The following is a 19,562-nucleotide window of genomic DNA, read 5'->3' on the forward strand; positions in this document are numbered from 1 at the left end:
ACTATTCATGATCAATTAAAGATGCTGTTTGAGCTTGTTGTCGGTGATAATTTAAACCACTGTCATCAATGGTTACCACGAATGTCATGTTCTTACCCATTCGTTTGACTAAATGTTGGATATTTAACGCATGTTTTTGGGTTGTTTTATCCGGATACTTGATACCTATATCGGGATTTGATTTTAAAACACCAATAACAACGTTCTCTGATCTCTGTGGCTTTAGTTTAGTGGTGAATTTCTTATCACCGTTATTGATGACTATTTGAATGTTCTTTTGTTGGCCGATGTAATTTAATTGCAAAGTAATTTTTGGCTGACTAAAGCGATAAGCATGTTGACCTAACCACCAAATGGTAGCGGTATGAGGTATCCACCTGCTGATAATATCCACCCCAAAAAAACGAATAAATAACATAATTAGGGCAAACAAAAAAGCGCTGAAGGAAAACAGTAGTAATAAGCCTCGCAAAAAATCAGTAAAGCTTAATTGACCCGGTGTGGCGTCGGGAATATAGACCCATAACAGCACCCAAAATAACGACACTAAAATAAAAAAGGAGACAGATTTTCGAAACATGGCTTAGGTCTTTTGGTTGTAAGGATGTTGTTGAAAACGCTCGGCGGTTTTATTGGGTGACTGTGGTACGGGTATGTCCAATCCCTGACTCTGTTGCTTGATGAGTTCAGCCAATAAATGAATATGTGCCCGGCTATCATTCAGCGCCGGGATATAGCTAAATGTCTCACCACCGGCATTAATAAAATAATCACGGTTTTCAATGGCGATTTCTTCCAGTGTTTCCAGGCAATCAGCAGCAAAACCGGGACAAATCACCTGAACCTGTTTCACGGACTTGTCCGGCAGCGCTTTTAAAGTGGCATCGGTGTATGGCTTTAACCAGGGCTCACGACCAAATATGGATTGAAAACTGACTTGGTATTCATCCTCACGTAACTGTAGACGCTCTGCTAATAAACGTCCGGTTTTATGACATTCACAGTGATAAGGATCGCCATTATGCAAATAACGCAATGGAATGCCGTGAAAAGACATCAGTAAAAACTGTTTGCCATGTTGTTTTTGATGCGCAATAACACTTTGTGCGAGCGCTTCAATATATAGATTATGGTCGTGATAATGGCTGATAAACCGTATATCCGGCAGCCAGCGACGCTGTTGATATACGCGACTGACGTCATCAAAAATGGACGCCACCGTGGACGCAGAATATTGCGGATAGAGCGGTAAAATCACCACCGATTGTGCGCCCTGCTGTTGTAACTTATCAAGACCGGCTTCAATGCTCGGTTCACCATAGCGCATCGCCAATTCAACGAGGGTGTCATCACCCAATTCTTGTCGCAAGGCCTGATGTTGCAATTGACTGATATGCATCAATGGTGAGCCGGTACCGCGACCCAATTCATCCCAAATGCCGGCGTAAGCGGCTGCTGATTTTTTGGGCCGAATATTTAAAATAACGGCATTTAAGATCAGCAACCACAACCATCGTGGTCCTTGAAACTCCACAACCCGCGGATCCGACAAAAAGGTTCTCAGGTATTTTTTTAACGCAGCTTTGGTGGGTGCCTCCGGTGTACCTAAATTGACCATTAAAACACCTTTTTTTCGTGAATCACCGTGTTGATAATTTGGGCTTTTATATTCCATTCGTTAAAATATGTGAAAAAACATCTATTGTAACGGCTGATTGCGAAAAAAACGTCAATATTGACAAATCATTAACACCAGTTATTGATAATAAGATTTTCTTGTTAAAACTAAAATCGTCGCCACATAGAGGAATATGAACAATTTAAAATATGGACTGTGGGTTATCATGCTGTTTGGTCTGATGGCTTGTCAGGATACAGCGCCACCAAATAATGTCAACAACACAGCAACTGAAGCAGCACAGAATGATTTTGTTATTTTGGCTTTGGGAGACTCCCTGACTGAGGGTTTGGGGGTTGATGAAACACACAATTATCCTGCCATTTTGCAGCAACAATTACACAACACAGGTTTTGTTGATGTGAAGGTGGTGAATGCCGGCTTAAGTGGTGAAACCAGCACCGGTTTATTAAATCGCCTCGATTGGGTGATGCAGTTACAACCGGATTTGACCATTTTAACCATCGGTGCCAATGATGCCATGCGTGGTTTGGATTTAGAGCGAACAGACGATAATATTCGCACCATAATTAAAATCCTGCAACAAAAAAACAGCGATGTTATTTTGGCCGGAATGGAAATCTACGATAATTTAGGCCGTGAGTATGTCTCTGGTTTTAAAGACATCTATCCACGTATCGCTAAAGATTTGGATTTGCCATTTATTCCTTTTTTTCTACAAGGCGTGGCCGGTGACCCCGAATTAAATCAACAAGATGGTATTCATCCCAATCACTCAGGTTATCAAGTGATTGTGGAAAACAATATTTTACCCGCCGTGACTCAATACTTGAACAATAATAAACCATGACAAATCAACAATCTGCGGTCCTTGTGGCCGAGCATTTAAGTAAATCTTTTCAAATCGACGAAATTGGCATCAGCGTTATTAAAGACGTGTCTTTGCAGGTTAAGGCCGGTGAATTTGTGGTGATTATGGGTAAATCCGGTTCCGGAAAGTCCACATTATTGAGTTTATTGGCGGGTTTAGACTATCCCGACAGTGGCCGCATCATGTTAAATCAAGATGATTTAACGGTTATGGATGAAGAACAACTGGCGTTGAAACGTCAACGCGATATGGGTTTTGTGTTTCAATCATTTCATTTAATTCCGACCTTGACGGTGGCTGAGAATGTGGCTTTCCCATTACAAATTGCTGGCAAGCCGGATTCTGAACGGGTTGAAGAATTATTACAGGCGGTTGATTTGAATCACCGCCGTGACAGTATGCCGCATCAGTTATCCGGTGGTGAAAAACAACGCACCGCTTTGGCCAGAGCCTTGGTGTCGAAGCCGAGCATCGTTTTTGCGGATGAGCCCACCGGTAATTTGGATCAAAAAAACGCCAATCAAGTGATGGATTTATTGATTAATTTACAACAAAGCTTTGGCAGTGCCTTGGTGGTGGTTACCCATGATCAAGCAGTGGCCGATCGTGCCGATCGGGTCATTACCATCGTTGATGGGCACACCGTATGACCTCCGGTTTATCTCGAAAAATGTTGAACCGTGCCTGGTTTGGTAAGCCGGTTTATCCGTTACTATTCGGTTTAAGTTTGTGGGTGTCATTAGCCGCTTATCTGACTTTAGATTCCCTGCAACAGTCCGTAGATGATTACATTGACAGCAATCAATTGGCCATGGTTGGTGGGGATCTGATTATGACCACGCGGCAACAGTGGCCTGAAGATATTCAACAAAAAGTGGCAGAACTACCCCAGACTGATGTGGTTTATGATTATCAGTTCAATGCCATGTTATACGCCAATGAACAATCTTTGTTGGCACGTATCAAAGCGGTGACACCCAATTATCCCTTGTACGGAGAAGCCACGGTGGCATCAAACCAAAATTTGTGGCAAGCCGTGCAACCCGGAACGGTGGCGGTGGAAGCCCAGGTACTCAGTGGTTTGGATCTGACCGTTGGTGACTCGGTGCAATTGGGCGAAGCCAGTTTTGTGATTGCCGATGAATTAACCGCTGAACCGGATCGGCCATTGACCGCTTTTGGCTTTGGTGCGCGGGTTTTAATGCATGCCGATGATTTACCACAAACTCAACTAATGGGACAACGCAGTCGCATCGGTTATCGCATTGAAATGGCACTTGGGCCGTCACAATTGGAAAACTGGAAAAACGAACTCACAATATTGATTGGCAGCCAAGAAATCAATATTGAAACAGCTGCTGAATCAGATACCGCCTTAGCCAATGTATCGGCTAACTTTTTGGTGTTTTTAAAATTATTGGTGGTGGCGGTGGTGGTGCTGTCCGGTGTCGGATTATTCAGTGTCATGAAGGCATTTATCCGAGGACAACAAAACAGCAATGCCATCCGTCGGGCTTTGGGTGAACAAATGCGACCCATCAAACAGTCCTATTATCGACTGTTTATATTGATGGCCTTATTATCTGCAGTGGTGGCTTATGGCCTCAGTGTTTTATTTTTGATGTTTTCACAAAACTACTTTAGTCAATTTTTACCCGCTGATATTGATATTCAAATTGTCTGGCAAAGTGTGATTAAAATAACTGTTATTGCCGTGGCGATGACCTTGCTGGTGAGTTATCAAGGTCTGCGCTTATTGGCTTTGGTTAAACCTGTGGCCGTGTTACAACAGCAAAAAATTCCTCGCAATCGACAAACCCGCGCATGGGGTTGGTCACTGACGGTGGTTTTGGCAGTTTTCCTGTTAATGGTTATCGAATTGGATAATCTGTGGCGCGCGGTGCAAATAACCGGTGGCCTTATCGCGGTGTTATTGGTTTTTTGGTTGTTAAGTGTACTCTTGTTGAAGGCGCTAAAATGGTTGGTCAATCATCACTGGGTTAAACATTGGTTGAGTCGCTTAGCGATTCAAAATGTATTCCGCAAAGGTAACCATTCGGTGTTGTTTTTCACCACTTTGTCTTTGGCAGTGATGGTAATGGTGATGGTGGCTTTATTAAACCACAGCATTGATCGGCAATTAATCAGCACCTATCCGGAAGATGCGCCGAATATGTTTTTGCTGGATGTGCAATCCGAGCAACATGAAAAACTCAATGACATGATCAAAGCACCGGTCACTTACTATCCGGTGGTACGTGCCCGTATTAAAACAGTTAACGGTGTCAGCGCAGACGTACTCAAGGAACAGCTGGGTACCTATGACGACATCAGTCGCGTTTTTAATCTCAGTTATGCCGAAGATTTACTGGACACTGAATATTTAAAAAGCAGCCGGGACAACAAACAATTATTCACCGATTGGGATGATGATGTCGTGGTCCCCATGTCAATATTGGCGAGCATCGCCGACTACTTACAAGTGAATATCGGTGATGAGATTACTTTCAATATACAGGGCATTAACCTGACCGGTCGCATCAGCAGCATCAGAGCTCGCTATGAACGCGGACCCAATCCGTTCTTTTATTTTATTTTTCCGCCTGAAGTACTGGCAAAGGCACCACAAATTCAATTTGCCACCACTCGGGTGGATGATCAACGTGTGGTTGGTTTACAAACCGCCATCGCGCAGACTTTTCCGGGCATCACTACTTTGGATGGTGCCGCCATTGCCCGCCAGATAAAATCATTTGTCGGTCAATTGAGCCAATTGGTAACTTTATTCACCGGTTTAGCGGTGGTGGCCGGGTTTATGGTTTTGCTGACTTCGTTACTATCCACCTCACAAGACCGCTTACAAGACAGCGCCTATTTTCGACTATTGGGGATGCGCACCCGGCATTTGTATGCCATTAATGTGATTGAACTTTCCGTTCTTGGTCTTTTAGCCGGCTTGGTCGGTACCTTGTTAGCCATGACTGTGAGTTATTTTATGGTTACTGAATGGTTTAATTTACAGTTTAGTCTACCTTTTTATACCTTATTTCTGGGTGCTTTAATGTTATGGTTTGTGTTGGCAGGCATTGCTCTTTTATATGGTCGAATGGTGATTGGTCGTCAAGTGATGCAACGCATCAGACAGATGGTTTAGTGCAAGGCTAAATTTCTAAAAGCACAAAAAGTGGCTATGCGTTAAAATACCTTTCTTTTTTATAATCGAGATAAAGATATGGCCGCTTTTGGACAAGAATTTACTTCTTTGATGGCGTTTTGTCGTTACCAGGATGATCAATGGCAGAAACCAAGCCTAACCACATTGGATGATTTTAAACTAACACCGCAATCACATGTGTTGCATTATGCCAGTACGTGTTTTGAAGGTTTAAAAGCCTACCGTTGGGCGGACGGCGGTATTCGCTTATTTCGTTATCAAGACAACATCAAAAGGTTACGCGCCAGTGCCAAAGCATTATGTTTGCCGATTCCTGATGAAGCTTTATTGGATGACATGATTAAACAAGCGGTTCTGTCAGTGAGTGATGAAATCCCGGACTTGCCGGAATCTTTGTATATCAGACCCACCTTGATTGGCACTGAAAACAACATCGGTGCAGCCGGCAAAGCCTCTAAAGAAGCTTACTTATATATTTTAACCTCACCGGTGGGTGATTATTTTAGTGGTGGTATCCGGCCGTTAAAACTATTGATTGATGAGGTCAATATGCGCTCCACACCGACTTTTGGGCAGGTCAAAACCGGTGGCAATTACGCCGCAGCCTTGTCTTCCGTGATGCGTGCCCGTGAGCAATACGGTGCCGATCAAGTACTCTATTGTCCTCAAGCTAATGTTCAGGAAACAGGTGCTGCCAACTTCTTTGTTTTACACAAAAACCGCCTCATTACCAAAAAACTCGATGGCAGCATTTTGCCGGGCATCACCCGTGACTCGATTATGCAACTGGCTAAAAATCAGGGTTTTGAAGTGATTGAATGCGATTTCACTGTGGATGAATTAATTAGTTGGTTACCGGACAGTGAAGCCTTTTTATCAGGAACTGCTGCTGTTATTTCACCTGTGGGTGAATTTATTTACAACAATAAAATCCATGCAGCGGGTAACGGTGAAATCGGTCAACAAACTTTGGCTTTCCGCGAACAGCTCACTGCCATCCAACAAGGCCAACAATCGGATAATTTTAACTGGGTGTCACAAATACAGTAACAATGTTAAAAAAACGTAAAAATAACTTGAATAACATTTTATTACAGGTAATATTTAGCTAAGTGCCCAAAAATGTCTATAAAAAGCATTGGGTTAATTATTAATTAAACGTTTTAAAAGAGGACATATCTAATGACTACTCATGAAAAACCAACCGGTTCGTTGTCGTTTAGTCTGATTTTGTTACTGATTTTGATGTTTGGCAGTGCTCAGGTTTGGGCACAAGATGAAGCCGACGATCAAGATCAAACAGATTCAGCCCAAGTGGATGACGAAGATGTAGAAGAATTGGCACCGGTCGTAACCACCGGTTCACGACTTCTACGTCAAACGTACGACAGTATTTCACCAATGCAAGTAATTACCGCCGAGGAATCTCGTGAAGTGGGAAAAATTAATGCCGGTGATATTATTCAAGGCGCCACAGCATCAGGAGGTCAGCAGATTGATTTAACATTTGCCGGGTTCGTTTTGGATAATGGTCCTGGTTCTGTGACTGCTAATTTACGTGGTTTAGGTGCTGATCGGACTTTGGTATTGGTCAATGGCCGTCGCTTGGGTGGTTCCGGTGTTGAAGGTGCGCCTTCTTCCGCTGACTTAAATACCATTCCAGGTGGTTTGGTGCAGCAGTATGATATTTTATTGGATGGTGCTTCATCGATTTATGGGTCTGATGCAGTAGCCGGTGTGGTCAATGCAGTCTTAAGAAAAGATTTTAATGGTTGGGAAGTCAATTTTGACACCACCGTTCCAGAACAGTCAAATGGTATTCAAAACTCCTTAAGCTTAACCTGGGGTAAAAATTATGACCGCGGTTTTATTGGTTTCGGTGCTGAATTAAATGATTATGAAGAAATTAAATTTAAGGACCGTGAATGGACCAATAAATGTTATCAGCATTATGAGGTGACTGAAAGCGGCGAAGTCAGACAACAAGATATTTACAACATTGACTTTAATCTGCGTGATCAAGGTTCTTGTTTTTCAAATGCAACAGTAGGACGTTTACAATTCCCATTAGCAGGCTTTGGTTACTACACCGGTGATTCTAACGGTGGCTGGCCTGGATTTACCATTGCTGGTAATCCTTTTGGTGGTCCAATGGACACCAATGGTGATGGCGTTGCAGATTTACCAAGTTATATTCCTTATTCATTATATGACCATCAGACAGGCGCCAGTTTATCTGCTGAAGTGAAAATTCAAAATGTCATGGCCTATGGTGAATATACTTTTGAAGGTGACAGTAATATTACGCCATTTTTCGAAGCCAGTTATAACAGAAGAGATACCTTCCAGGATTCCGGGCAACCTCAGTTTTTCCCGTGGGTGCCGGCTAATAATCCCTACAATCTATGTAACCCAGATGGTTTAAATGGCGTTGACTGTGGATTGGCATGGGATGAGCTTATGAACAACCCTGGGTTTTCTGATTTGATTTTTAATAACTTTGGTTGTGATCCAAGTGCGGGTGGTAGTTGTGATCAAACTGTTGGTCCTCTCGGTCCACAAAGAACACGTCCGGTTATTGCCATTAATGGTGATCGTGATAATACCAGTAGTACCGTTGAGTTAACACGTTTTATTGCCGGTGTTCGGGGTGATATGCCTTTTATGAATTTTGGCAGTCTGGATAATTGGAACTTTGAAACCTCTATTTCTTATCATGAATCTGATGGTACCTCATCACGTCGCGGTATTCGTGAAGATCATTTAATGTACTCATTGAATACTTCACGTATTGATCCTGCAACCGGTGAAGTGGTCTGTGGTAATAACGATGGTTGTGTGCCCATTAATTTATTTTCACCTTCTTTATATTCACCCATCGTCAGTGATTTTGGCACTGCAGCAGAGCGTGCTTACTTATTTGATTCACGTGACTTTAGAACCAAAGTGGAACAAACGATTTTCTCAGGTTTTACTTCCGGTTACCTGGCTGATTTACCTGCTGGTCCTTTAGTCGGTGGTATTGGTTTTGAGATTCGTAAAGATGAAATTCGTTCCATTCCTGATGATGTCGCTCGTGATGGTTTGTTCTTTGGTTTCTTTGCAGATGGTGGTGCCACCGGTTCTAAATTTACCCGGGAAGCATTTGCCGAGTTTGAAATTCCATTGTTAGCTAATATGACAATGGCGGAGGAACTAACTTTAAACATCTCTGGTCGATACACCAAAGATGAGTTTTTCCCAAGTGCCAATACCTATTCTGCTAAATTAGGCTGGCGACCCGTTTCTCAGTTATTAATTCGGGCCACTAAAGGTACTTCTTATCGAGCGCCGAATTTACGTGAAAACTTTTTACAAGGTCAAACCGGTTTCCAAAATGTATTTGACCCCTGTCACATTCCTGATGAAGCATGGGATGCCATTAATGGTGTCTATCTACCAAATCAAGATCCCAGAAGACCTGAGGTCTTAGAAAACTGTTCGCGTCAAGGTGTCGATCCGACCGCTTTATATAATAATGGTTTTAACACCTTTAGTACTGAAATTCAAAGAGGTGGTGCGACTGATATTACTGAAGAAGAATCTGATTCCTTTACCTATGGTTTTGCCTGGGATGTTCCTTTTGATAGTTTTAATTTAACAGTGGGTGCCACTTATTACGAAATTGAAATTAACAACACCATTGTTGAGCCAAGTCCTCAATTTATTGTCAATGATTGTTATACAAATCCGCAATTTGACTCAACGTTCTGTAATCGCATAACACGTGATGCTGATGGTGTCTTTGATATCATCGACTCAGGCTTCCTTAACCGAGATAACCGCACAGCGCGCGGCATAGACGTTAACGTCAGCTACGATCAAACCTTTAATATGTTTGATCGAGGTGTTGATTTTGGTGTTGATTTGCGTCTTAACCACACCAAAGAAAACTCTGAACTGTTTACCAATGAAGACGGTGACATTGCCTTTGATGATGATGCGGGCGAATATGGCAACCCTGATTGGCGCGGCACACTTAACCTGAGAGCCGATATTGGTAAATATCGATTTGCATGGGAAACACGTTATATTGGAAAACAGCATCATGATGTCGATACTTTAAATGAATTTGATGACTACAATGGTAATATGTATACCTGTGCCGGCCCAGATAATGGTGATGAGCTCTGTAAGTTTATTTGGGATTTAGGTTCTTATACTAATCACACCGCTTCTGTAAGTTATCGCGGTGATGCATGGACATTACGATTTGGTGTTGTTAATGTCTTTGATAAAGAGCCACCACAACTTGATTATACCGCGCCTGTTACTTTGGCCGCCAACACACCCATTGGTTATGGGTATGACTTAAACGGACGTCGCTATTTCCTCAATGTCGGTTACCGTTTCTAAGTAGTGAACTTTCTTAGCCAAAACAATATAGTTTTGGCTAAATGTTATTTAAAGAAAAAACCGGTCATCTGACCGGTTTTTTTTTGCTAAGATATTTGTTGATTAAGATTTACAGGAAAAACCAATGAGAAAATCCCGTTTTTTACTTACTGTATTGGGTTTAATTCTGCTTGCCTCAAGCCATGCCCAATCCAAGAACGAACCTTATCCTCTGGAGTATTTCGCTCTAAGGGATATTATTAGCCAAGTTAATGTTTCACCCGATGGTAAAAGGTTGGCCATGATGAAAATTGCTACCAAAGAGGGTGATCCGGTATTAGAGATATATGAGACGAATGACCTCTCCAAAGAGCCGTTCAGGGTTAATGCCGATCCCATGGAAATAATCAATTATTCATGGATTGGTAATAAAGATGTTTTATTATCATTACGCCAAAAGGTACGCGATAAAATTGAAGGTTTTAATCAGGGTGTCTATGAGGGTAAGTTAGCCAAGTTGGATTTGCAAAAACAAAAAATTAAAGAGTTTCGTGAGGTTAATGCACGGATAGTCAATTTATTACCATTTGATCCTAACAAAGTTATCTTGTCATTTAACGCTGATAGCGGATCTAATTTAAAAGCGCCCACTCAGTTAAGACCTCTTCAATATTACGAGCTTGATTTAAAAAGTGGACGAAAAAAATTATTAATAAATGGCAAACTATCCATGGGAAGAATCATCTTTGATGGTCATGGTAATCCGCGAATTGGTTTAGGTTTTGACCAGAATTCAGGTGAGTCAGTATTTTATTATCGGGGCCTTAAAGAAGATAAGTGGCACGAAATTCAACGTCTAAGTATTGACAGCTTTGAAAATTTTCAAATTGTAGGTATTGACCAAGCTGAGGCTGATACATTGTTTGTAATAGCCCATAATGGCAAGGACAAACAGGGTTTATGGACATTTGATGCCCGTAAAAAACAATTTGGAGAATTGATCTACGCCCGTAATGATGTTGATGTTACAGGTGTTCTAGGGCACAGTGATGAATGGAACAAGCCAGATAGTAAAGCAGCTGTAGTTTACGCCACTGATAAATACCATTTTGAATACTTTGATGCCGATGAAGCGAAATTGTATGCTCAATTAGAAAAAAGCATTCCGTATAGTCACCAAATTCAAATTGCCAGTCGTTCAAAAAATAACGAAGCCATTGTGGCTTTTAATAGCGGTCCCCAGGATCCTGGCACCTATTATTTGTTGCAAGACGGTAAATTAAAGGAGATTGGTAGTCGACAACCTTCTTTTGAGCATGATCAATTAGCAGAAGTTAAATACATAAAATACAAAGCTCGAGATGGAAAAACCATTCCGGCTTATATCACTATGCCTAAAGGTGACGCGCCATTCCCGACCATTGTCATGCCCCATGGTGGACCTTTCGTGCAAGAAGTGGTTGGTTATGATAAATGGGCGCAATTATTGGCCAGTCGAGGTTATTTGGTACTACAGCCTCAATACCGTGGTTCAAAAGGTTATGGTTTGGAATTTTATAAGTCTGCATTCATTAAAGGTGGTCAAGGTGGTAAAGCCATGCAAGATGATAAGGACGATGGTGTTAAGTATCTGATTGAAGAAGGCTTAAGCGATAAAGACCGGGTTGCTATGTTTGGTTGGTCCTATGGTGGCTATGCCGCTTTAATCGCAGCCTCAAGAACGCCACAACTGTATCAATGTGTGGTGGCCGGTGCAGCCGTGACTGATAATATGCTGCAAGTTAATTTTTACCGGGATCGTATGCGTGGTGCCAGTAAAATTGAACAAGAAAATATGTGGGTGGATAGTTTATCACCCATTAAAGAAGTGGATAAGGTTAATGTGCCGGTGTTACTGATTCACGGCAGTGTTGATCAACGGGTACCTCCTCGTCACGCTGAAGACTATTTGAAAGTGATTGAAAAGGCTGGTAAACCCTACAAATATGTAGAGCTTGATGGTGCCGATCATTTTTACAGTACTTTATTTTATCGCCATCAAATTAAGTTTTTTGAAGCGATGATTGATTATCTTAAAAATGATTGCGGACCAGACGGTCTGTAATATATAAACAAAAAACCCGCCAATTGGCGGGTTTTTTTGTGGGTAAAAGGGCGATTATTTTTATGGCATTAAAACAGTGTCGATAACATGAATCACACCATTAGATGCTTTGATATCGGTTTTAATCACTGTGCTGTTACCGTCTAAAATCACATTACCGTCTTTAACTTCAATGGCAATATCACTGCCTTCAACGGTGGTGGCTGAACTTAAATCAACCACTTGTTTGGCATACACTTTTCCGGCCACGACGTGATAGGTTAAGATAGCTGTTAATTTGTCTTTGTTCTCAGGTTTCAGTAAACTTTCCACTGTACCTTCGGGTAATTTTGCAAACGCCTCATCAGTGGGAGCAAACACGGTAAATGGACCGTCACCTTTCAGGGTATCAATCAATCCCGCAGCTTCTAAAGCGGTTGCCAGGGTACTAAAACTGCCTGCAGCTACAGCGGTATCAACGATGTCTTTTTTGTCGCTTTTATAGCTTCCACCGGCAACAGCCATGGTCGTCATCAATGTCAATGTAACTAAAGATAATAATGTTGTTTTAAATAATTTCATAATAAGCCTCTGTAAGTTAGAAAAAGAAATCGCTTAGCCCGAACATTTGATGTAAGAATGGAATTTAGGGATAAAATGGCAAAATAGATTGTATAAATATCGCTTCAAACAGAGTTATTCATATGTTGTCAGCGATTTTATGCAAGATTTGAAGCCATTTTTTTCATAAAGCCATTCAAGTAAAAGTTGTCATAAATCAAACCAAAATCATGTCTCTGGTATATCTACTAAATATGTCTATTTTGTACCGGTTACATGAATTATTCGGGTTTATGCGATGTCAAGACAAATGATAACTATAGCTGTGTTGAAGGCGTGTGAGTAAAACGCTCAATACTGTTCACAGTTTTTTCACCGAATGATAGTCACAATTATTAATTTACAGTATTAAGGAAAATCAGTTATGACGCCTCCATTACCACATCAGATAAGATCCATTAATGACACCGTGATGGGTGGTCTTTCAAACAGCCGTGTTATTATGACTGAACAGGGCATTGGTTTTTGTGGCGAAGTGTCCCTAGCCAATAATGGCGGTTTTGCCTCAATGCGTGGTCGCTGGCTTTTAAATGGTGATGATCAATCCAAAAAAAACATCGCAGCGATTCAATTAACTGTTGTCGGTGATGGTAAGCGCTATCAATTCCGTCTGTTCACTGCTGATAACCATGATGGCTCAGCGTATGTGTATAATTTTGATACCCAAGCCGGTGAAGCCATCACCATCACAGCTCCCGTATCGGCATTCTCCGCCAGTTTCCGGGGTCGAGTCATTCAAAAGCCTCCCCTAAAATTGGAAAATATTTTGGAATACGGTTTATTGATTGGCGATAAGCAGGAGGGCGCTTTTAGTTTGTTGTTGAAATCAATTGAACTACTTGAAAACTAATTGTTCGTATGAGGCTCAAGCTCTTGATTCATTCTGCGAATTAAACTTTTCATCTTTCCCATGTTAATCTCTGGAACAGCGACACATTGCTGGTTTAGGCAAACAGATTGGTAGTTATGGAATGGTGTTTCAGGGCAACGTATTTTTCGCGGTTTTCTTTGTGTTGGCATAAAACAATTAAAAGATACACTTTGATATAAGATGTTTAGTTTTTCTAGCCCTTCTGTGTTTACAGAAATAGGACTATCGCATGTCATTTTGCCTGCAAAAACATTACAGTCAACATCTTTTTGACAGCTTATGGCTGGCTGTTCGTAATACTGTTTGTATCTTTCATGGACAGTATTACATATTTGGCTGTCAGCAAACTGTTGAATACCATAAAACTCTATTTCAGTTTTTTGTTCATACGCAAGAACGGATACCGGTTGAATAAAGACATGGTACATAAGTAATGCAGCGATGGCCACAGAGAGCAAGCTGGCAATCGTAAAAAGAATGAAACGCATATTTAAGAGACTTGAATCCATCATGCTATGACCCACATTTCTCTGGTAAGTTTATATTTATCCATTAGTATTTTGATGTTTTGCGGTGTTATAGAATCGGATAAAGGTCATAATCGCTAAAATAATGACAAAGGGAATACCGGTCATGACGATACCGTGCCATTGGTATCGATACACCACCCAGCCGGCCATCAGTGAGGAGCCGGCCTGAAAACTAAACACCATAAAATCGTTGAGTGCTTGAGCTTTATGTCGCTCCTGGGGTCGATAACTTTGTGGTAACAGCGTAGTACCGGTATAGAATAGGAAATTCCAGCCAATACCTAATATCACCAAAGTCAGCCAATAATGCATCACTGCGACACCGCTCATGGCAATAATCAATACCAAAATATACAGTAGGGTACCACTGAGCAAAAAGTATTTGGTGGGGATTTTTGAGCCCAGCCACAGCGTTAAAAAAGAAGGTAGATACATCGCCGCCACATGTGATTGGATGACCCATTTAGTGTCTTCTAAAGAGTGTAAATGAATTTGATGCATGCTTAAAGGTGTGGCGGTCATCATAAAACTCATTAATCCATAACCAAGCGCACCTGAAATCACCGCAACCCATAATACCGGTTGTTTTATTATGAGACTAAGCGGACGCTCGGGGCGATGGTCGGTTTGTATCACCACTGGTGGTAATTGTAGCCGTGAAATAATCAGCATGGCCATCAGCGCCATACTGATTAAGCCCACATACGTGGCAAAATAAGGAGCTTGTTGTGGCCATAAGTCTTTGCTGAACACGGCCAATTCAGGACCAATTAATGCAGAAAACAGTCCGGTCAACATTAATAAGGCCACAGCTTTGGGGATATCTTTGTCATGATTCAAATTCTCAATGGCGGCGAATCGCAGTTGTTGTGCAAAGGCGCCGGCGTTACCCATAAAAAAAGCGGCAACCACAAACAACCAAAACCACTGGTTATTGATTGCCAGTAACACAGTTAAGCCACCAATCACGCTCATTGAAAATCCCAATATAGTGGCTGTTTTTCGTCCCAAGCGACGTGCTAACATGGCCGCCGGTACGGTGGCAGCGGCGGTTCCTAAAACCATCATGGTAACCGGTAAAGTCACCCAATCCTTATGTTCTGTCATCGGTTCCGCGATAAAGCCGCCGACAAATACCATCACTGGCGCCATTGAAATAATCAGTGGTTGTGCTAAAAATAACAAACTGATATTGGTCGGCAGTCTGGCATAGCGGTGAATCAGAAGCGTTGTTAACACCAGTAGAAAAATATAAAACAATAAAGTCAGCATTAATTAACGAGGCCCTTTCAGAACAGAACCCACATATTCTAACGGATACGTTAAAATAAGCGGGTATGAATAGGTATAAAGATGAATAAAGATAAAAAAGTTCAACAGATTATTACCATTGAAGGTATTTATAACTTTATTGTTTTAATTTTAAAGACCATCGTTGGCTTTACCACAGGTTCTTTGGCTGTATTAAGTGATGCGGTTCACTCATTAACTGATGTACTCAACAATGTGGTGATTTGGATGGTGATGCGTGTCGCCAGCAAGCCACCGGATTATGATCACCCCTACGGTCACCGTAAATTTGAGACCATCGCTGTGTTTGCCTTGGCATCCTTATTGGTGGTATTGGCTGTGGAACTGATTATTCGGGCTTTTTCTGCAGAATCAGAAGTACCCGTTACCGAACCTTGGGCGCTGGGTTTAATGCTGGTGGTTCTTTTAATGAACATTACGGTCACCATTTGGGAGCGGTATTGGGCAAAAAAGCTTGATTCTGCTATTTTATTGGCTGATGCGCAACATACTTTGGTGGATGTACTAACCACAATCATGGTGATTGCCAGTTGGCAGTTGGCGGCTTTGGGTTGGGGCTGGATTGATAAATTGGCGGGAATAGGCGTTGCTGCGATGGTGCTTTATTTTGCCTATGGACTTTATCAAAAAGTGTTTCCGATACTGGTGGACGGTTATGCCATTGATCCCGATGAGCTGAGTAAAACCGCAGCTGAAGTACCTGGTGTTTTGGAGGTTCGGCAAGTAAGGTCCCGTTGGATTGGCTCCAAAAAAGCGGTGGACATGCGTATCGCAGTGGCGGCTGATTTACCAACGGTTGATGCCCATGATTTAGCGCATCGGGTCGAGGACCATATTTGTGAACGTTTTAATATTGTTGACACGTCTATTCATGTTGAACCGTATTTAGGAAAAGAAAACAAATCCACAAACGAAAAAAATAAAGTCAAAAAACGTTGAAATAATAGCGACTAATTCAAAAACCTCGATTGTTATGTGGTTTTTTGTCCTTCCAAAGGGTGACGTAAACAGTCTTCCGCTTTAATTAAATCTTCTTGATTGTTTGAAATGACGACTAAAGTGTCGTTGGCTTTAATGACAGTAAAGCCTGTGGGTGTTAAGTATTCATTTTTACGTATTATCATGGTAATAAACGCATTTTTAGGGAAGCTCAAATCAACCAGTTTTTTGTTAACGGCATAAAAATCTGATGATATTTCAATTTCTCGGATGGCTGATTTAGGGAGGTCAGGCCGCCATTTTTCGATGTCTGAATAAGGGTTAATTTCTTCTCGAGCGCCAACATTTAGCCATTTAGCGACAACACTTAAGGTGGTGCCCTGAACGAGTACCGATGTCACTGAGATAAAAAATACAATGTTAAAAATCATATCAGCTTTATCAATCCCGGCTAATAAAGGGTAAGTGGCAAATACAATCGGTACAGCGCCCCGTAAACCGGCCCAGGAAATATAAAAGCGTCTTCTTAACCGCATTTTAAAAAACATGAGACTGATAAAAACGCTTATCGGCCGGGCAACAACAATCAGAAACAAAGAAATAATCAGGCCAATGCCGATAACAGGCACAATATGTGAGGGAAATACCAGTAAGCCTAAAGTTAAGAACAACACAATTTGCATCAGCCAGGCCAATCCGTCATACATTTGTAAAATGGTGTTTTTGTGAATTAAATCCTGATTACCCAGATAGACTGCGCTGATATAAATGGCCAAAAAACCATTACCGCCAAAAAAGTCTGTGGTGGAAAATGTGATAAACATAATGGCAATCACCAATACCGGGTAAAGCCCTTCAAAACCCAGCTTGATTCGGTTAATTAATTTCTTGCTGAGTTTGCCAAAGACATAACCAAAAATGCCGCCCAAAATCATTTGTTGAAGAAACATCGGAATAATTGAAGCAATACCCTGGTCCTGGTGAATAACCAACGTTAAAAAAGCCAGGGTTAGCACGTAGGCCATGGGGTCGTTACTGCCGCTTTCGAGTTCTAAGGTTGGTCTTAAATTTTTTCGTAGAACCAGGTTGTTTGAGCGTAATATTGAAAAAACTGCGGCTGCATCGGTGGATGACACAATCGAGCCCAGCAACATACTTTCATAGATGGTGAAGTCGGTCACCAGCCAAACAAAATAACCCAGTGAAATTGCGGTTAATAAAACACCGAGCGTCGACAACACAAACCCTTCTTTAAGTATGGGTTTGACTGCAGTCCATTGAGTGCTCAGTCCACCTGAGAATAAAATAAAGTTAAGCGAGACGATGCCGATAAATTGGGCTGCTTTTGGGTCATCAAAGTGGATGCCGCCGATGCCCTCAGAACCTGCCAGCATACCAATACCCAAGAATAACAGCAGTGTCGGCACCCCAAAACGGTAAGAAGTTTTACCGGCGATAATGCTGATGAATAACAATAGTGAACCGACTAATAAGATATTTTCAATTGTTAAATTCATCGATATAAAATCCTCTAAAAAAAATAGCCAACTCAAATTATGAGTTGGCTATTTTAGCCGTGTTAATAAATTGTGTCCGTAAAATTAATCGTATTAATTTAGCAGTGCACTATAGATACCATAAGTCCATGAATTCATTCACTGACATGGCAGCCATCTGTTCTTTGTTTTGAGCGACTGCTTTGATTTTGGTGGCTTGTTTATGTGAGAAATGATCGTCTAAAGCCCGTTCGAATTTATTGATGAGCACCGGAATGCCCTCTTCACGGCGATTGCGATGGCCGATGGGGTAATCGACGGAAATTTTTTCAGTGCTGGAACCATCTTTAAAATAAATCTGGATGCTGTTGCCAATCGCGCGTTTATCGGGATCAAAGTAATCTTTGGTAAATTGCGGATTTTCTTTCACCGTCATTTTATCGCGAAGTTGATCTATGATGGGCAGTTGCGCGATATCGTCTTCATAATCATCAGCGGTTAAACGCCCAAAAGCCAAAGGCACAGCCACCATATACTGTAAACAATGATCGCGGTCCGCCGGATTATCCAAGGCGCCGGTTTTATCAATGATACGTACCCCGGCTTCCTGAGTTTCGATGGCAATGCGTTCAATGTCATCCAATCTGTCTTTAACACTGTCATGCAATGTCATGGCGCATTCCACCGCGGTTTGGGCATGAAATTCAGCCGGAAAAGACAGTTTAAACAGAATATTCTCCATCACATAGGCGCCATATTCTCTTTGAAAGCTGAAGGCTTGGCCTTTAAAAAGTACATCATAAAACCCCCAGGTTTTCGCCGTTAAAGCCGATGGGTAACCCATCTCACCGGTTTTGGCCATTAGCGCCAATTGCACAGCCCGCCGACAGGCATCACCGGCAGCCCATGATTTGCGGGATCCGGTATTGGGCGCATGGCGATAGGTTCGCAAAGCTCCGCCATCAATCCAGGCATTGGATACGGCATTTTTTATTTCCTGACGATTACAGCCGAGCATCTGTGCCGCCACCGCTGTGGAAGCGATGCGCACTAAAATAACGTGATCTATGCCGACTCGATTAAATGGATTTTCCAGTGCCAGCACGCCTTGAATTTCATGGGCTTTAACCATGGCCATTAAAACATCTTTAATGCGCAAAGGTGGCTGGTTATTCATTAGTCGCTGTCGGGAGAGATAATCTGCCACCGATAATATGGCCCCTAAGTTATCAGAAGGATGTCCCCATTCGGCCGCTAACCAGGTGTCGTTAAAATCCAGCCAGCGAATCAATGCACCGATATTAAAAGCCGCTTGAACCGGCTCTAATTGATGGGAAGTGCCGGGGATTTTGGCACCTGTGTTTAATGTGGCGCCGGGTACCACCGGACCTAAATGTTTAACACATTCAGGAAAATCTAACGCCAGTAAAGCACAGGCTAAACTGTCTAAAAGACAATAATGGGCAGTGTCCATGGCTTCGTCAGATTGCACCTCATAATCCAGGACATAATCGACGATATCTTTAATAACTTGATCGAATTCAGGACGCTCCGCAGAGCGAATATCTACTGTGCTCATATTTTTCTCGTTTTTTGATTTAAAGATGTATTAATCAGTCTAAACCTTCAGTGCCCAAAAGTAAAATGTATGC

At 41.9% G+C, this 19,562-nt stretch carries 15 protein-coding genes; 8 read left to right on the forward strand and 7 right to left on the reverse strand.

Translation table 11 applies throughout. The features are described from left to right. Position 1: 1 nt before the first annotated feature. Together OS173_RS02945 and hemH are read right to left on the reverse strand one after the other, a co-directional pair. A complete protein-coding gene (locus OS173_RS02945; RefSeq protein WP_267182784.1) occupies positions 2-580 on the reverse strand; it encodes a hypothetical protein in 579 nt (192 codons plus the stop codon). Between the two features lie 3 nt (positions 581-583). Beyond that, positions 584-1,675, reverse strand: coding sequence for a ferrochelatase (hemH, locus tag OS173_RS02950; protein WP_267182785.1), 1,092 nt, complete (start codon positions 1,673-1,675; stop codon positions 584-586). Between the two features lie 136 nt (positions 1,676-1,811). On the opposite strand from hemH, the gene OS173_RS02955 reads away from it, so the two are divergent. The 6 genes from OS173_RS02955 (at position 1,812) to OS173_RS02980 (ending at position 12,163) form a co-directional block, all read left to right on the forward strand. Continuing rightward, positions 1,812-2,489, forward strand: a complete 678-nt coding sequence (locus tag OS173_RS02955) for an arylesterase (protein ID WP_267182786.1) — start codon at positions 1,812-1,814, stop codon at positions 2,487-2,489. Then, positions 2,486-3,160 (forward strand): ABC transporter ATP-binding protein, encoded by a 675-nt coding sequence (locus tag OS173_RS02960; RefSeq protein WP_267182787.1) that lies wholly within the window; start codon positions 2,486-2,488, stop codon positions 3,158-3,160. The genes OS173_RS02955 and OS173_RS02960 overlap by 4 nt, the downstream gene beginning before the upstream one ends. Further along, positions 3,157-5,664, forward strand: coding sequence for an ABC transporter permease (locus tag OS173_RS02965; RefSeq protein ID WP_267182788.1), 2,508 nt, complete (start codon positions 3,157-3,159; stop codon positions 5,662-5,664). The genes OS173_RS02960 and OS173_RS02965 overlap by 4 nt, the downstream gene beginning before the upstream one ends. Before the next feature lie 78 nt (positions 5,665-5,742). Next, positions 5,743-6,735 carry a branched-chain amino acid aminotransferase gene (locus tag OS173_RS02970; protein ID WP_267182789.1) on the forward strand — a complete coding sequence of 331 codons (993 nt, stop codon included), beginning with the start codon at positions 5,743-5,745 and terminating at the stop codon, positions 6,733-6,735. Positions 6,736-6,867: 132 nt separating this feature from the next. After that, a complete protein-coding gene (locus tag OS173_RS02975; RefSeq protein ID WP_267182790.1) occupies positions 6,868-10,080 on the forward strand; it encodes a TonB-dependent receptor domain-containing protein in 3,213 nt (1,070 codons plus the stop codon). Between the two features lie 124 nt (positions 10,081-10,204). Continuing rightward, complete coding sequence (locus OS173_RS02980) at positions 10,205-12,163, forward strand: alpha/beta hydrolase family protein (protein ID WP_267182791.1); 1,959 nt, start codon at positions 10,205-10,207, stop codon at positions 12,161-12,163. Positions 12,164-12,223: 60 nt separating this feature from the next. On the opposite strand, the gene OS173_RS02985 is transcribed toward OS173_RS02980, so the two are convergent. Beyond that, positions 12,224-12,724, reverse strand: coding sequence for a fasciclin domain-containing protein (locus tag OS173_RS02985; protein ID WP_267182792.1), 501 nt, complete (start codon positions 12,722-12,724; stop codon positions 12,224-12,226). A 403-nt stretch (positions 12,725-13,127) separates the two neighbouring features. Here OS173_RS02985 and OS173_RS02990 point away from each other — a divergent pair, with 403 nt between their 5' ends. Continuing rightward, on the forward strand, positions 13,128-13,613 hold the full coding sequence (locus OS173_RS02990) for a CIA30 family protein (RefSeq protein ID WP_267182793.1): 486 nt from the start codon (positions 13,128-13,130) through the stop codon (positions 13,611-13,613). Here OS173_RS02990 and OS173_RS02995 read toward each other — a convergent pair. Together OS173_RS02995 and OS173_RS03000 are read right to left on the reverse strand one after the other, a co-directional pair. Next, complete coding sequence (locus tag OS173_RS02995; RefSeq protein ID WP_267182794.1) at positions 13,610-14,146, reverse strand: hypothetical protein; 537 nt, start codon at positions 14,144-14,146, stop codon at positions 13,610-13,612. The genes OS173_RS02990 and OS173_RS02995 overlap by 4 nt on opposite strands. 33 nt (positions 14,147-14,179) lie before the next feature. Next, positions 14,180-15,436, reverse strand: a complete 1,257-nt coding sequence (locus tag OS173_RS03000) for an MFS transporter (RefSeq protein WP_267182795.1) — start codon at positions 15,434-15,436, stop codon at positions 14,180-14,182. An 81-nt stretch (positions 15,437-15,517) separates the two neighbouring features. Between OS173_RS03000 and OS173_RS03005 the strand changes: the two genes are divergently transcribed. Beyond that, on the forward strand, positions 15,518-16,414 hold the full coding sequence (locus OS173_RS03005; RefSeq protein WP_267182796.1) for a cation diffusion facilitator family transporter: 897 nt from the start codon (positions 15,518-15,520) through the stop codon (positions 16,412-16,414). A gap of 32 nt (positions 16,415-16,446) precedes the next feature. On the opposite strand, the gene OS173_RS03010 is transcribed toward OS173_RS03005, so the two are convergent. Beyond that, a complete protein-coding gene (locus tag OS173_RS03010; protein ID WP_267182797.1) occupies positions 16,447-17,931 on the reverse strand; it encodes a potassium/proton antiporter in 1,485 nt (494 codons plus the stop codon). Positions 17,932-18,040: 109 nt separating this feature from the next. Continuing rightward, the gene (locus tag OS173_RS03015) at positions 18,041-19,489 is read right to left on the reverse strand and encodes a bifunctional 2-methylcitrate dehydratase/aconitate hydratase (RefSeq protein WP_267182798.1); all 1,449 of its coding nucleotides are present in this window, start codon (positions 19,487-19,489) and stop codon (positions 18,041-18,043) included. Between the last annotated feature and the right edge of the window lie 73 nt (positions 19,490-19,562).

The sequence above is a fragment of the Marinicella gelatinilytica genome, assembly GCF_026410405.1.
GTDB classification, from domain to species: domain Bacteria; phylum Pseudomonadota; class Gammaproteobacteria; order Xanthomonadales; family Marinicellaceae; genus Marinicella; species Marinicella gelatinilytica.